Annotated in this window: 14 protein-coding genes; 3 read left to right on the top strand and 11 right to left on the bottom strand. The window is 68.5% G+C overall.

All coding sequences use genetic code 11. The annotated features are described in order from the left end of the window. The 6 genes from tatC to pafA all read right to left on the bottom strand — a co-directional run. The coding region (gene tatC / locus ACKOQ4_RS00875; protein ID WP_526287875.1) for a twin-arginine translocase subunit TatC at positions 1-833 on the bottom strand (833 nt) is incomplete at its 3' end. Between the two features lie 117 nt (positions 834-950). Continuing rightward, positions 951-1,220 (bottom strand): Sec-independent protein translocase subunit TatA, encoded by a 270-nt coding sequence (gene tatA / locus ACKOQ4_RS00870; protein WP_526287873.1) that lies wholly within the window; start codon positions 1,218-1,220, stop codon positions 951-953. 123 nt (positions 1,221-1,343) lie between these two features. Beyond that, positions 1,344-3,068 (bottom strand): glycosyltransferase, encoded by a 1,725-nt coding sequence (locus ACKOQ4_RS00865; RefSeq protein ID WP_526287869.1) that lies wholly within the window; start codon positions 3,066-3,068, stop codon positions 1,344-1,346. 26 nt (positions 3,069-3,094) lie between these two features. Further along, positions 3,095-4,048, bottom strand: coding sequence for a helix-turn-helix transcriptional regulator (locus ACKOQ4_RS00860; protein ID WP_526287867.1), 954 nt, complete (start codon positions 4,046-4,048; stop codon positions 3,095-3,097). After that, positions 4,045-5,055 (bottom strand): helix-turn-helix transcriptional regulator, encoded by a 1,011-nt coding sequence (locus ACKOQ4_RS00855; RefSeq protein ID WP_526287864.1) that lies wholly within the window; start codon positions 5,053-5,055, stop codon positions 4,045-4,047. The genes ACKOQ4_RS00860 and ACKOQ4_RS00855 overlap by 4 nt, the downstream gene beginning before the upstream one ends. A 54-nt stretch (positions 5,056-5,109) precedes the next feature. Further along, positions 5,110-6,468 carry a Pup--protein ligase gene (gene pafA, locus ACKOQ4_RS00850; RefSeq protein ID WP_526287862.1) on the bottom strand — a complete coding sequence of 453 codons (1,359 nt, stop codon included), beginning with the start codon at positions 6,466-6,468 and terminating at the stop codon, positions 5,110-5,112. A 158-nt stretch (positions 6,469-6,626) separates the two neighbouring features. Between pafA and ACKOQ4_RS00845 the strand changes: the two genes are divergently transcribed. Continuing rightward, positions 6,627-6,845, top strand: a complete 219-nt coding sequence (locus tag ACKOQ4_RS00845; protein WP_526287860.1) for a hypothetical protein — start codon at positions 6,627-6,629, stop codon at positions 6,843-6,845. 8 nt (positions 6,846-6,853) lie between these two features. Here ACKOQ4_RS00845 and prcA read toward each other — a convergent pair whose 3' ends face one another. From prcA to dop, 4 genes are all read right to left on the bottom strand, one after another. After that, positions 6,854-7,615, bottom strand: coding sequence for a proteasome subunit alpha (gene prcA, locus ACKOQ4_RS00840; protein WP_526287858.1), 762 nt, complete (start codon positions 7,613-7,615; stop codon positions 6,854-6,856). A 30-nt stretch (positions 7,616-7,645) separates the two neighbouring features. Next, complete coding sequence (gene prcB / locus ACKOQ4_RS00835; protein WP_526287856.1) at positions 7,646-8,557, bottom strand: proteasome subunit beta; 912 nt, start codon at positions 8,555-8,557, stop codon at positions 7,646-7,648. Beyond that, positions 8,554-8,748 carry a ubiquitin-like protein Pup gene (locus ACKOQ4_RS00830; protein ID WP_526287854.1) on the bottom strand — a complete coding sequence of 65 codons (195 nt, stop codon included), beginning with the start codon at positions 8,746-8,748 and terminating at the stop codon, positions 8,554-8,556. The genes prcB and ACKOQ4_RS00830 overlap by 4 nt, the downstream gene beginning before the upstream one ends. Before the next feature lie 84 nt (positions 8,749-8,832). Then, on the bottom strand, positions 8,833-10,341 hold the full coding sequence (dop, locus tag ACKOQ4_RS00825) for a depupylase/deamidase Dop (RefSeq protein WP_526287851.1): 1,509 nt from the start codon (positions 10,339-10,341) through the stop codon (positions 8,833-8,835). Positions 10,342-10,364: 23 nt separating this feature from the next. Here dop and ACKOQ4_RS00820 point away from each other — a divergent pair, with 23 nt between their 5' ends. Beyond that, the gene (locus tag ACKOQ4_RS00820) at positions 10,365-11,594 is read left to right on the top strand and encodes a hypothetical protein (RefSeq protein ID WP_526287871.1); all 1,230 of its coding nucleotides are present in this window, start codon (positions 10,365-10,367) and stop codon (positions 11,592-11,594) included. Then, positions 11,594-12,211 (top strand): hypothetical protein, encoded by a 618-nt coding sequence (locus ACKOQ4_RS00815; protein WP_526287849.1) that lies wholly within the window; start codon positions 11,594-11,596, stop codon positions 12,209-12,211. Before ACKOQ4_RS00820 ends, ACKOQ4_RS00815 begins: the two co-directional genes overlap by 1 nt. A 1-nt stretch (position 12,212) precedes the next feature. Here the strand turns inward: ACKOQ4_RS00815 and arc are convergent. Then, positions 12,213-13,536: proteasome ATPase (gene arc / locus ACKOQ4_RS00810; RefSeq protein ID WP_526287846.1), on the bottom strand; the 1,324-nt coding region annotated here is incomplete at its 5' end.

Raw genomic sequence — 13,536 nt, 5'->3', positions numbered from 1 at the left:
GGATCGGACACCGCCACCGGGGCGGGCGGGGCGATCGGGGCCGCCTGGTCGTCGGGGACGGCGGTCTCGCTGTGCCGCTTGGCTTTTCGCCTGTCGTGGAAGCGGGCGATCTGTATCGCGAACTCCAGCAGCAGCGTCAGCGCCAGGCCCAGGGCGAGCATCGAGAAGGGATCCGAACCGGGGGTGGCGACCGCGGCGAATGCGAACACCGCGACGATCAGCCCGCGGCGCCAGGCCGCCAGCTTCTCGTAGCTGAGCACCCCGACCACGTTGAGCATCACGATCAGCAGCGGGAACTCGAAACCCACCCCGAAGACCAGCAGCAGGTTGACCAGGAAACCGAAGTACTGGTCCCCGGACAGGGCGGTGACCTGGACGTCGCTGCCCACGGTGAGCAGGAAGTGCAGCGCCTTGGCCAGCACCACGTACGCCAGGATCGCCCCGGCCACGAACAGCGTCGCGGCCGAGACGACGAACACCGACGCGAAGCGCCGCTCGTTGCGGTAGAGACCCGGGGTGATGAACGCCCAGATCTGGTGGAGCCAGATGGGGCAGGCCAGCACGACCCCGGCGGTCAGCCCGACCTTGAGCCGCAGCATGAACTGGTCGAAGGGGGCGGTGGCCAGCAGGCGGCAGCCGCCGTCGGCGCTGATGTCGGCACGCGCGGAGGGCGGCAGCGCGCAGTACGGGTGTCGCAGCCACTCGCCGAGACTCTCCAGCCCGAAGATCCCGTGGCTGTACCAGAAGAAACCGAAGATCGTGGTCACCGTGACCCCGGCCAGCGCGATCAGCAGCCGGGCTCGCAGCTCCCGGACATGCTCGACGAGCGACATGGTGCCGTCGGGGTTGGCACGGCTGCGCCTCCGCCGCGGGTCGAAATGCGTGAGGAGCTTAGGGGTGCGCACGGCATCTACCTGGGAGGCGCCCGGAGCGCCCGATCGGCAGCCGGCTCAGGCCGGGCGGATGTCGGTCGGGTTCGGCTCGGGGGTTTCGACCCGCTCCGAGCGCACCGGGGTGGGTGCCGGCTGGACGATCGGCGGCTGTTGCGGGGTGACCGGGCTGTCCGCCTTGTTCTCCGCCTGCAGCTCCTTGACCTCGGACTTGAAGATCCGCATCGACTTTCCCAACGACCGTGCCGCGTCCGGCAGCCGCTTGGACCCGAACAGCAGGACGACTACCAGGAGCAGGATTATCCAGTGCCATGGTTGTAGAGCACCCAATTCGGTCACCTCCAGATACAGCGGGCGATCAGACGTCCTGGTCGATGCTACCCGGCCGGTCACTTCGGCCTGAAAAGGTCGGTCGAGCGGGCGTTGCGTACCTTGCCGGCGGGGGCCCGGTAGCTAGCTCACGTGGATGCACAGCACCTCGTCGAGGGTCGCGCTGCCGAAGCGGGTCACGCCCGACCTTGCGCGCAGGCGGGCGACGTCGACCATGTTCGGGCCCCGGGACACCGTGTCGGTCAGCACGTAACGGCCGGTCCCGACGGCAGTGCGGCTGGTTGCGGCGGGGGCTGCCAGGCCGGTCAGGGCGGTCGCGTCGCCGAGGTTGATACCGACCCGGAACACCCCGGGCTCGGCCTGCAGCACCGAGCGCAGCCGGTTGATCAGCGGATCTGTCGCGAAAAACTGCCACCCCTGGCCCGAGTGCAGCCAGTAGCGACCGCCGATCGCTTCGGCGATACGGTCGATCTGCTCGGCGGGCGTCATCCCGGCGTCGGCCACGAGGAACTCCAGGAAGGGATATCGGCCCGACAGCGCCGCGCGGTCGGTCTCCTGCATACCGGTGTCGAGCAGCAGGAACCGGCCGACCTCATCGACGTCGGTGCAGCATCGCAGGAACGAATTGAGAGTGCGCTCGGTGGATTCGCGGTCAGCGCCGGCGATCAGGCTGAAGGTCACCTCGGCCTCGCGCGGCCCCGGTGGCCGCCTGGCCAGATCGGCCGGGTAAGCAGCGGTTTCTTCGAGCAGTTCAGGGACTCCGAGGTCGCGGTTCGCCGCGAATCGGGTGCGTTCGCGTTCTCCGACATCGGCGACGGTCAGCAGTCGCCGGCACAGCTCGAACGTCTCCTTCTTGCGCCCGATCCAGGACGCGCACACCGCCTGTTCATCGATCGCGCGCCAGGTGTAGACGTCGGTGTCGACGATCACCGAGTTGTCGACGGGCAACGGGATGGCCGCGGCCTGCCGGGCGAACAGGTAGCCCAACTCGTAGCGCTGCGACACCCGCATCCGGTACGCGAGTTCGTAGAGCGGCTCAGCACGTGTCGGCCGGTAGGCCCACGCCCGCGCATAGGCGTCTTCCACCTCCGCTCCCGGAGCTCTGAGCTCGGCGAGCGATCGCGCTCGCCGCAGCAGCGAATAGAACACCTCCTCAGCGCACTCGACCATCTCCGCGCGGCGTGCGTACCAGTCGCGCGCGTTCTCGAAATCCCCACCGTCGTAGTAGCTCTGCGCCAGATAGAACACCGCCGCCTCGTCGTCGGGATGCTCACCGACATAGGCCAGCAGCACCGCGGCGTCCTTGGCGTACTTCTGCGGGTCCTTGTTCCGCGCCCCGAGCGTCCTGGCGTGGATGTGGTAGTCCCCGCGGAGGTACTCCGCGGTGAACGGCTCGTCGCAGCACGCGTACTCGTGCAGAACGCCCTTGTAGTACCACGGCACCCCGTCACGGAAAAGCTGGCGCCGCCAGAATATGTGGCCGGTGTCCATGCGAATCTCCATGAAGTAGCAGTCGGCAGTCAGCCCGCCGAAGGGCGGCACGCCGATCACGGTGTCGTCGGCGTCCATCATCCAGATGTAGTCGGCCTTGCCCTGCGCCAGCGTGAGCGCCTCAGAGCGATTGTGTCCGAAGTCGCGCCAGGGTCGCTCGTGGAGTTCGCCCGGGATTCCGAGCTCTTCCATTTTCCGTCGGATGATGTCCTGGGTGCCGTCAGTCGAGCCGGTGTCCACCACCACCCAGTAGTCGATGCGGGGCGCGGTGGCGTCGAGAACGTCGGAGACGATGTGCGCCTCGTCACGCACGATCATCGTCAGGCAGACGGATCGGTGATCGTCCTCAACGTTCATGGCAGCGCCTTTCGCGAGGCGGGCCGTCAGCTGTCGAGGAGGGAATAGGCCGCCAGAGCCTCGGCCGCGGATGCGCGGACCGCGTCGGCCAGCGACTGCGGGGCCAGCACCTGCACGTCGGCGCCGAATCCCAGGATCTGCCGGGCCACCCAGTCCTCGGCGGCGTAGGTCATCTCGGCCTCGCAGTACCCGGCGTCCAACTCCCGGGTGATTCGCATCGGGAAGTACTCCAGCATCCACGCCGCGCCGGGGGCGATCCGCAGGGTGGCCGAGGACAGCGCGGGGTCGGCGTCGAAGAGGGCGGTGTTCGTGGGGGCGTCGAGCACCGGTTTCGGAGCGGCGGCCGGTTCGTCGAGCACCTGGGCGGCGATGATCCGGTCGAAGCGGAACAGCCGCACCCCCTCGGCCACTCGGCACCAGGCCTCCAGGTAGCTCTGGTCGCCGACCAGCACCACCCGGACCGGGTCGACGATCCGGTCCGACACGGCGTCACGGGAGGCCGAGAAATACTCGATGGCCAGTGCGCGCTGGTCGTGCACGGCCTGACGCACCGTGGCCGCCGCCACGGTCTCGGTACCGTCCGGGCCGGCCACGGCCGCGCCGCCGGCGCCGCCGGCCGCCGCCTCGATCTTGGCGATCGCGCTGCGCGCCGCCGCGGGATCCAACACGCCCGGGATGTCGGCCAGCCCGTGCAGCGCCAGGAGCAGTCCGGTGGCCTCGGTCGAGGTCAGCCGCAGCGGACGGTCGATACCGGCGGAGAATGTGACCTTGATGGTGTCGTCGGACAGCTCGAAGTCGATCAGGTCGCCCGGGGTGTAACCCGGCATGCCGCACATCCACAGCTGCTTGATGTCGGCGTCGAGTTGTTTGCGGGTGACGCCCAGGTCTGCGGCGGCCTTGGCATAGCTGACCCTCGGATTGGCCTGGAAATAGGGCACCATGTTCAGCAGCCGGACCAGGCGGGTCGATGACGGTGTCATGCGCCCACTCCCGCCTGCGCGGTCAGCCGCGCGACGACATCGTCGCGCAGCGACGCCGGTTCCAGCACCAGCGCGTCGGCCCCGAGTCCGGCGATCTCGCGGACCAGCCAGTCGGCCGAACCGGCTTCGATCTCGAGCACGTCGCCGCCGCGATCGCCGACGGCTCGCCGCCCGGTCACCCGGCCCAGCCGGCGCAGAGCCACGGCATGGCCGTCGGCGACCCAGAGCCGCGCCTGTCCCCCGCCCTGGGTGCGGCCGGCCGCTTCCCCGATCGACTGGTTCACCAGGTCCCGAAGGTCCACTCCATCCGGGCGAGTCACTGCGCCTTGCGGCCCAATGACTTTCACCTCCGGACCGATGCGGGAGACCCGGAAGATCCGGGTGGCGTCGCGGTCGCGATCGTGTCCGGCCAGATACCAGCGGCCCTGCGCGGTGACCACGCCCCACGGCTCGACGGTGCGCAGCGTGTAGGCCTCGACCGGGGTGGGACGATGCGGGAACTGCACGGCCTGCCCGGACTCGATGGCGGCGGACAGAACCGCCAGCACGTCTTCGGAACCCCGAAGGCCGGCGGGGCCCGCGCCGGTGGTGATCGCCACCTCAGCGACCGGGTCGATGTCGACGCCGGCGGCCCGCAGCTTCAGCAGGGCGTTCTGGGTGGCGGTGATCCGGTCGGGCGACTCCCACAACGTGGTGGCCACCGCGACGGCGGCGGACTCCTCGGGGGTCAGCGCGATGTCGGGCAGCGCATAGGCGTCAGGCTTGATCCGGTATCCGTCGATGGTGTCGTGGATCGAGGACCGGCCGGTTTCCAGCGGGATACCGAGGTCGCGCAGATCGGCCTTGTCGCGTTCGAAGGTCCGCGCGAAGGCCTCGTCGGTGGGGCTCTCGCCGTAACCGATGACGATCTCACGGATCCGCTCGGCGGTGAGGTAGTTGCGTGTGGTCAGCAGTGCGATGAACAGATTGGTCAGCCGCTCGACCTTGTTGATCCTGGTGCTCGCCACCTCGCCAACATTAGCTGGATTCAAGCGGTTTCCGTGCCAGCCACATGCCGACAGTCACATGGAGGCGATAAGCCGCTTGACCCGTTCGTCGGTCGAGCGGAACGGGTCTTTGCAGAGCACCGTCCGCTGCGCCTGGTCGTTGAGTTTGAGGTGCACCCAGTCGACGGTGAAGTCGCGGCCGGCCTCCTGGGCGGCGGCGATGAACTCGCCGCGCAGCTTGGCCCGGGTGGTCTGCGGCGGGGTGTCGACGGCCGCCTCGATGTCCTCGTCGGTCGTGATTCGCGCCGCCAGGCCCTTGCGCTGCAGCAGGTCGAACACTCCCCGGCCGCGTTTGATGTCGTGGTAGGCCAGATCGAGTTGACTGATCTTCGGGTCGGACAACTCCATGTTGTACCGGTCCTGGTAGCGCTGGAACAGCTTGCGTTTGATCACCCAGTCGATCTCGGTGTCGACCTTGGCGAAGTCCTGGCCTTCGACCGCGTCGAGCTGCCGGCCCCAGAGGTCGACGACCTGGTCGATCTGGGTGTTGGGCTCGCGGGAGGCCAGGTAGTCCACCGCCCGGGCGTAGTACTCGCGCTGAATGTCCAGCGCGCTGGCCTGCCGGCCGCCGGCCAGCCGGACCGGACGCCGGCCGGTCAGGTCGTGGCTGACCTCCCGGATCGCGCGGATCGGGTTGTCCAGGGAGAAGTCGCGGAACGGAATCCCCGCCTCGATAATCTCCAGCACCAGCGCGGCGCTGCCGACCTTGAGCATGGTCGTCGTCTCGCTCATGTTGGAGTCGCCGACGATCACGTGCAGCCGGCGGTACTTCTCGGCATCGGCATGGGGCTCGTCGCGGGTGTTGATGATCGGCCGGGACCGGGTGGTCGCGCTGGAGACGCCCTCCCAGATGTGTTCGGCGCGCTGGGACAGGCAGAAGGTCGCCGCCTTGGGCGTCTGCAGCACCTTGCCCGCTCCGCAGATCAGCTGGCGGGTGACCAGGAACGGCAGCAGGACATCGGAGATCCGGGAGAACTCACCGGCGCGCACGATCAGATAGTTCTCGTGGCAGCCGTATGAGTTGCCGGCCGAGTCGGTGTTGTTCTTGAACAGGTAGATGTCCCCGCCGATGCCCTCATCGGCCAGCCGCTGCTCAGCGTCGATCAGCAGGTCCTCGAGCACCCGCTCCCCGGCCCGGTCATGGGTGACCAGCTGGATCAGGTTGTCGCACTCGGCGGTGGCGTACTCGGGGTGGCTGCCGACGTCGAGGTAGAGCCGCGCGCCGTTGCGCAGGAAGACGTTGGAACTACGCCCCCAGGACACCACCCGGCGGAACAGGTAGCGGGCCACCTCGTCCGGGCTGAGCCGGCGGTGCCCGTGGAACGTGCATGTGACACCGAACTCGGTCTCGACGCCCATGATTCTGCGCTGCACGCCACGAGCCTAACCGGTGACGTCCGTCACCGCGGGACCGGACGCGCAGCAACCCCCGGCCTGACCAGGGACTTGCCCGCGCGCAAACGATGGCGAAGATCACCCGATCCGGCGTGGTGGGACCCGCCAAACGTGGATTCTTTACTAGTCTGGAGGGTGTGACCCCTAACGCCCGGTCCGTGGGACGCAGGATCTGGGTGTCACTGTGCGCGGCGGGGGCAATCGGAGTCGTCATCCTCGCCTGGCGGGTACCGGAACCGGAGACGCACGGGCCGGACCGCTCACAGCGGGTCGAAAACGTGTCCTACATGCAGTGTGCGCAGCAGGCGCCCGCGCCGAGCTACGGCGCCCGCACGCTGGACTACTGCACCCGGTAGGGCTTTTTTCAGGCGTCCGCTGCCGGTTCGCCCCCGGCGGAGTCCGACTCCGGCAACAGAGCCTCCAGTGCCGCGCCGGTGATCCGCCGGAAGGCCCGACGTGGGCGGTTGGCGTCGAGGACGGCGACCTCCAGAGTCGAAGGTCCCAGCACCCGGGGCTCGGCGGGCGGCGTGGCGTTGCCGGCCGCGTTGGCGATACCCGCCCGCAGCGCATCGAGCGCGACCTGGACGGCCTGGCCGAGTTCGGCGTTCTCCGAGTAGGACTCCTTGAGCGCGTTGATGATCGGCTCGGTGGTGCCGCCCATCACCACGAAGTGCGGTTCGTCGGCGATGGATCCGTCGTAGGTGATCCGGTATAGCTCCGGCGACTTGGTCTCGCCGTAGTGAGCCACCTCCGCGACGCACAATTCGACCTCGTAGGGCTTGGCCTGCTCGGTGAAGATGGTGCCCAGCGTCTGGGCGTAGACGTTGGCCAGCTGCCGTCCGCTGACGTCGCGGCGGTCGTAGGCGTAGCCGCGGGTGTCTGCGTACTGGATTCCGCCGCGGCGCAGGCTGTCGAACTCGTTGAACCGGCCGACCGCGGCGAACCCCACCCGGTCGTAGATCTCGCTGACCTTGTGCAGCGACCGCGACGGGTTCTCGGCGACGAACAGCACACCACCGGCATAGGCCAGCGCGACCACGCTGCGGCCCCTGGCGATCCCCTTGCGCGCGAGCTCGGAACGCTCGCGCATCGCCTGCTCGGGCGAGATGAAATACGGGAAGCTCATTCGTCCGGACCCGTCATGCCTCGGCCCTCATCACGCGTCAGCCCTGGGCGCTTCGTTGCTGGGCGGGCCGCCCGGGCCGAACTCGTCGATCTGCGACCGGGCTTCGATGACCTCACGGGCCAGCCGGGCGATCCGTTCGCCGGAGACTTCCTGTGCGCCTTCGGCTTCCAGCGTGACCGCAGTCGGGTAGATCCCGCGCACCAGGTCCGGGCCGCCCGTCGCGGAGTCGTCGTCGGCCGCGTCGTAGAGCGCCTCCACGGCCACTTTGAGGGCCGAATCGGCATCGTTGACACCGGGGTACAGCTTCTTCATCGACGCCTTGGCGAACAGCGAGCCCGAGCCCACCGCCTGGTAGCCCTCCTCCTCGATGTGCCACCCGCCGGCCGCGTCGAAGGTGACGATCCGGCCTGCCGCGGTCGGGTTGGCGTCGTCGAGGTCGTAACCCACCAGCAGCGGCAGTGCGACGAAACCCTGAAGCGCCGCACCGAGATTGCCGCGCACCATGATCGCCAGCCGGTTGACCTTGCCGGCGAAGGTCATCGGAACGCCTTCGAGTTTTTCGTAGTGCTCCAACTCGACGGCGTAGAGCCGGGCGAACTCGACTGCCAGCGCGGCGGTTCCGGCGATTCCGGTGGCGGTGTAGTCGTCGGTGATGTAGACCTTCTGCACATCACGTCCGGCGATCATGTTGCCCTGGGTCGAACGGCGGTCACCGGCGATGACCACGCCGCCCGGATACTTCAGCGCGACGATGGTGGTGCCGTGCGGCACGGCCGGGTGCGCTTCGGCCATCCCCGCCCCCGAGGCGGGCAGACCTCCGGTCGGCAGCAACTCGGGGGCCTGGCGGCGCAGGAAATCCGAGAACGAGGAAAGTTCGACGTTGTTCGAGGACGCGCTCAGCGGGGAGGTGGTGGTCAGACGATCAGGGGACGGCCAGGTCACTGTCCGCCCTTTTGGACGTAGGCCCGCACGAAGTCCTCGGCATTCTCCTCGAGCACGTCGTCGATCTCGTCCAGCAGGTCGTCGGTGTCCGCGGCCAGCTTCTCGCGACGCTCCTGCCCGCCGGCCGCGCCGCCGGTGAGGTCGTCGTCCTCGCCGCCGTCGCCGCCACGCTTGGTCTGTTCCTGAGCCATCGCTGCCTCCCTGCTCCTCATCAGCGGCCTGACCGCCGGTAACCACAGTACCGTCAGAGCCCGGACGGGCGGCCCGACGCCTCCTCAGTTCGTGAGTTGCTCCACCAGTTCCACCGCGCTGTCCACCGAGTCCAGCAGCGCCCCGACGTGCGCCTTGCTGCCCCGCAGCGGCTCCAGCGTGGGGATCCGCACCAGCGAGTCCCCGCCGAGGTCGAAGATCACCGAGTCCCAGCTGGCTGCGGCGATATCGGCGCCGAAGCGGCGCAGACACTCACCGCGGAAGTACGCCCGGGTGTCGGTGGGCGGGTTGTCGACGGCGTCGAGCACCTGCTGCTCGGTCACCAGCCGTTTCATCGACCCGCGCGCAACCAGCCTGTTGTAGAGGCCCTTGTCCAGCCGGACATCGGAATACTGCAGGTCGACCAGATGCAGCCGCGGGGCCGACCACGTGAGGTTCTCCCGGTTGCGGAAGCCGTCGAGCAGCCGCAGTTTGGCCGGCCAGTCCAGCAACTCCGCGCATTCCATCGGGTCGCGCTCCAGCAAATCGAGCACGTGCGCCCAGGTCTCGACGACATCGGCCGCCCTCGGATCGGGGTCACGGGCCTCCAGCAGCTTGGCCACCCGGTCCAGATAGACCCGCTGCATCGCCAGCGCCGTCATCTCGCGGCCGTCGGCCAGCGCGACGGTGGCGCGCAGCGACGGGTCGCGGCTGATGACGTGCACCGCGTGGACCGGCCGGGCCAGCGCCAGGTCGGAGAGGTCCAGGCCGTACTCGAAGCCCTCCTCGATCAGGTCGAGCACCAGCGCCGTGGTGCCCACCTTGAGGTAGGTGGAGGTCTCGGCCAGGTTGGCGTCGCCGATGATGACGTGCAGACGGCGGTACTTGTCGGCGTCGGCGTGCGGCTCGTCGCGGGTGTTGATGATGCCGCGCTTGAGGGTGGTCTCCAGCCCTACCTCGACTTCGATGTAGTCGGCGCGCTGGGAGAGCTGGAAGCCGGGTTCGTCGCCGGACGGTCCGATGCCGACCCGGCCCGAGCCGGTGACCACCTGCCGGGACACCAGGAACGGGGTCAGTCCGGCGATCACCGCGGAGAACGGGGTGTGCCGGCTCATCAGGTAGTTCTCGTGGGTCCCGTAGGAGGCGCCCTTGCCGTCGACGTTGTTCTTGTACAACTGCAGCTTGGCCGCGCCGGGCACGCTGGCGACATGGCGGGCCGCGGCCTCCATCACCCGCTCGCCGGCCTTGTCCCAGATGACCGCGTCCAGCGGGTCGGTGACCTCGGGTGCCGAGTATTCCGGATGGGCGTGGTCGACGTAGAGCCGCGCGCCGTTGGTCAGGATCATGTTGGCCGCGCCCACCTCGTCGGCGTCCACCACCGGGGGCGGCCCGGAGGCGCGGCTCAGATCGAAGCCGCGGGCGTCGCGCAACGGGGATTCCACCTCGTAGTCCCACCGGGTCCGCTTGGCGCGCTGGATCCCCGCCGCGGCCGCGTAGGCCAGCACGGCCTGGGTGGAGGTGAGGATGGGATTGGCGGTCGGATCGGTCGGCGAGGAGATGCCGTATTCCACCTCTGTGCCGATGATCCGCTGCATGCGGTAAGACTAGCCGGGTGACGATGCGCCGCCCCGGCGAGGAGGAACCCGGCAATGCACCCCGCCGGGTGACGATGCGCCGCCCCGGCGAGGAGGAACCCGGTGATCTGCACGCGGCCGAGCACTGGTTCCTCTCCCAGGGCCTGCCCGCGGTGCTGCCCAGGGACGCCCTGCTGCGCGGGGTGTGGAGCCGATCCGCGCCGGCGCTGGCCGGCCTGGCGGCGATGGCCGTCAACTCGGTCATCGTGGTGCGCCTGACCGGACACCAGACCGTCGACATCAACGGCCGGCCCAGTATCAGCGAGGGGTTCGCCCTCGCCCTGCTGACGATCGCACTGCCCGGCGCGGCGCTGACCGGCTGGCTGGTCTCCCGGCTCGCCACCCGGGGCCGCGTCGTCGCCGGGCTGCTGGCAACGGTCCTCGTCGGCGTCGGCATCCTCTTCGGCGGGCCGGGTCCGCACGTCCCGGCCAGGGTGATGCTGTGGGCCGGCGCCCTGGGGCTGATCCTGCTGCTCACCGCCTCCGGGGCAGGTGCGATCCTCGGCTGGTCGGCGCGGGCGACCCTGACCAACCTGACCCTGGTGGCGGGCATGTTCGTGCGGGCGCTGCCGGTGGTGCTGCTGACCTTCCTGGTGTTCTTCAACACCTACGTGTGGCTGATGGCGGCGGTCATCTCCCGCGGACGGCTATGGCTGGCGGTGGGATTCCTGTTCGTCATCGCCGGGGCGTTCCTCGTCTCGGGAACCCTGGACCGGGTCAGGCCGATGCTGGCGGCGCCCAGCTCGGTGACCGAGGAGCAGGCCGAACTGGCCGGCACCCCTTTCCAGCACATGTCCGAGCCGCCGCACAGTCCGCCGCTGTCGCACCGCGAGCGGATCAACGTGGTGTTCGTGGTCGCCACCTCGCAACTCGGCCAGGTGCTGACCGCGGCGGCGCTGACCGGTGCGATCTTCTTCGCGTTCGGCCTGATCCTGCTCAGCCCCGAACTGCTCGACGCCTGGACCCGCAACGAGGGATCCCACGACGGCCGCCTGCTGGGGATGACGCTGCCCGTCCCCGACCCGCTGATCCAGACCTCGCTGCTGCTGACGGCCATCACCTTCATGTACTTGTCCGCCAAGGCGGTGACCGACCGCGAATACCGCGAGGCATTCGTCGATCCGCTGGTCGCCGATCTGCAGCGGACGCTGCTGGCCCGGGACCGCTACCGTGCGGCGCTGGGATCATCGGGATTCAGAAAGGAAGGTCGCTGATGGGCGAGTCGGCAAGTGGTGACGTGTTCGGCAAGCGCTACGGCGAGGTGCTGCTGATCCGGATGGGAACGTCAGGTCCGGAGGCGACGGTCTACAACACCTTTCCGCTCAACGACTGCCCGGCCGAACTGTGGGACGCACTGGACGCCGAGGCGATCGCCAGGGAGAACGGTGCGGCGGCCGCATTGCTCAACGGCCCGCGCTACTGGCTGATGAGCGGTATCGCCAAACAGGCGGGCGCACCGCAGCCCACCCGCGTTTTCGGCGGCATCGAGATGATCGAACAGGCCACCGTTCAGCTGTCGTCGAACAACCCGGCGCCGTACTCGGTGAACAAGGTGGACCGCAAAGCCGTCTTCACCTTCGAGGCCGGCCGACCGGTCTTCGAGTTGGTCGACGCCGACGGCAAGCGCTGGGTTATGCAGACCTGGAGCCAGGTGGCCGACAGGAGCCTTACTCTCGAGGACCTGCCCGGTCTCGGTTCGCGGCTGACCTTACCCGAGGGCTGGCGCTATGAAACCCGAACGCTGACAGAGCCTTTGGTCGTCGATACCACGGCCACCGTCGCTCACGTCCTGCAGGACGATCTGACCAACAGCTACTCGCTGCAAGCCTGACTTACAGGTACTGCCCCAGGTTGGACTCAGTGTCGATAGCCCTGCTGGCCGAGGAACTCTTGCCGGTGACCAGGGTGCGGATGTAGACGATCCGCTCGCCCTTCTTGCCCGAGATCCGAGCCCAGTCGTCCGGGTTGGTGGTGTTGGGCAGGTCCTCGTTCTCGGCGAACTCGTCGACGATCGAGTCCAGCAGGTGCTGGATGCGCAGACCGCGCTGCCCGGACTCCAGCACCGACTTGATCGCGTACTTCTTGGCCCGGTCGACGACGTTCTGGATCATCGCCCCGGAGTTGAAGTCCTTGAAGTACATGACCTCCTTGTCGCCGTTGGCGTAGGTGACCTCCAGGAAGCGGTTGTCGTCGATCTCGGCGTACATCCGGATGACCACCTTCTCGATCATCGCCTTGATGCACGCCCCGCGGTCACCGCCGAACTCCGCGAGGTCGTCGGCGTGAACCGGCAATTCCTCGGTGAGGTACTTGCTGAAGATGTCCTGTGCCGCCTCGGCGTCCGGCCGCTCGATCTTGATCTTCACGTCCAGCCGGCCCGGCCGCAGGATGGCCGGGTCGATCATGTCCTCACGGTTGGACGCGCCGATCACGATCACGTTCTCCAGGCCCTCGACGCCGTCGATCTCGCTGAGCAGCTGCGGGACCACCGTGGTCTCCACATCGGAGCTGACCCCGGTTCCGCGGGTGCGGAAGATGGAGTCCATCTCGTCGAAGAACACGATCACGGGGGTGCCCTCGGAGGCCTTCTCGCGGGCTCGCTGGAAGATCAGCCGGATGTGGCGCTCGGTCTCCCCGACGAACTTGTTCAACAGCTCGGGGCCCTTGATGTTGAGGAAGTAGGACTTCGCCTCGCGGGCGTCGTCGCCGCGCACCTCGGCCATCTTCTTGGCCAGCGAATTGGCCACCGCCTTGGCGATCAGCGTCTTGCCGCAGCCGGGCGGGCCGTAGAGCAGCACGCCCTTGGGCGGACGCAGCGAATACTCCCGGTAGAGCTCCTTGTGCAGGAACGGCAGCTCGACGGCGTCGCGGATCTGCTCGATCTGGCGGGTGAGGCCGCCGATGTCGCCGTAGGAGACGTCGGGAACCTCCTCCAGCACGAGGTCCTCGACCTCTGCCTTGGGAATCCGCTCGAAGGCGTAACCGGCCTTGGTGTCGACCAGCAGCGAGTCGCCAGGACGCAGCTTGCGCGGCCGGTCGTCTTCGGCCAGGGAGGCCGCGACCTCGGGGTCCATGTCCTCGGCGGCCACCAGGGGCTCGGCCAGCCAGACGATCCGCTCCTCGTCGGCGTGACCGACCACCAGGGCACGGTGCCCG

It is taken from the genome of Mycobacterium sp., assembly GCF_046095365.1.
Classification (GTDB): domain Bacteria; phylum Actinomycetota; class Actinomycetes; order Mycobacteriales; family Mycobacteriaceae; genus Mycobacterium.
The sequence above is the reverse complement of the archived record's forward strand: the minus strand, read 5'-3'. Positions and strand labels throughout refer to the sequence as shown.

Excerpts from the sequence above, each read along its gene's own strand:
- ACKOQ4_RS00865 (WP_526287869.1), bottom strand. The coding sequence starts at position 3,068 with ATGAACGTTGAGGACGATCACCGATCCGTCTGCCTGACGATGATCGTG.
- ACKOQ4_RS00860 (WP_526287867.1), bottom strand. The coding sequence starts at position 4,048 with ATGACACCGTCATCGACCCGCCTGGTCCGGCTGCTGAACATGGTGCCC.
- prcA (WP_526287858.1), bottom strand. The coding sequence starts at position 7,615 with ATGAGCTTCCCGTATTTCATCTCGCCCGAGCAGGCGATGCGCGAGCGT.
- ACKOQ4_RS00830 (WP_526287854.1), bottom strand. The coding sequence starts at position 8,748 with ATGGCTCAGGAACAGACCAAGCGTGGCGGCGACGGCGGCGAGGACGAC.
- dop (WP_526287851.1), bottom strand. The coding sequence starts at position 10,341 with ATGCAGCGGATCATCGGCACAGAGGTGGAATACGGCATCTCCTCGCCG.
- ACKOQ4_RS00820 (WP_526287871.1), top strand. The coding sequence starts at position 10,365 with ATGCGCCGCCCCGGCGAGGAGGAACCCGGCAATGCACCCCGCCGGGTG.
- ACKOQ4_RS00815 (WP_526287849.1), top strand. The coding sequence starts at position 11,594 with ATGGGCGAGTCGGCAAGTGGTGACGTGTTCGGCAAGCGCTACGGCGAG.